Origin of the sequence: Acinetobacter sp. Colony158 (assembly GCF_019264745.1) — a bacterium.
GTDB lineage: Bacteria > Pseudomonadota > Gammaproteobacteria > Pseudomonadales > Moraxellaceae > Acinetobacter > Acinetobacter ursingii.
The window spans coordinates 223,813-224,336 of the sequence record NZ_CP078523.1; the positions used below are offsets into that span (position 1 = coordinate 223,813).

Below are 524 nucleotides of genomic sequence, written 5' to 3' on the forward strand. Positions count from 1 at the left end.
TTGAACCGTACCGGGTTTGTCGGAGACTTTTTTATTTAAGTTAAGCCACCTGACCTAACGGGTTAATCTTATCATAGTACATTGCTTCAAACTCAAAAGGCGATACATAACCCAGTGCACTGTGTACACGCTTTTTGTTGAACCAATCTACCCAATTTAATGTCGCAAGTTGTACATCCGCTAAACCTTGCCAATCTGCTTTTAAATATTCAATCACCTCTGTTTTGTATAAGCCATTCACCGTTTCAGCCAAAGCATTATCGTATGAATCACCTGTCGTACCGACTGATGCTCGTAAATTTGCTGCTTCTAAACGATTGGTATAGCGAATCGAAAGATATTGCACACCTCTATCGGAATGATGAATCACATTCTTTGGCATGCCTCGATCGTGCAATGCTTGCTCAAGTGCATCGAGCACCATATCTGTATTCATCCGTGTAGATACTTTCCATCCAACAATTGCTCGCGAGAACACATCAATAATAAATGCAGTGTAGACCCAGCCAGAATTGGTTTGAATA

Annotated in this window: 1 protein-coding gene; it reads right to left on the bottom strand. The window is 40.8% G+C overall.

Annotated elements, in window-relative coordinates; all coding sequences use genetic code 11:
* Window positions 1-40: 40 nt before the first annotated feature.
* On the bottom strand, window positions 41-524 hold a 484-nt coding region (locus JR005_RS00750), incomplete at its 5' end, for an IS3 family transposase (RefSeq protein ID WP_218665107.1).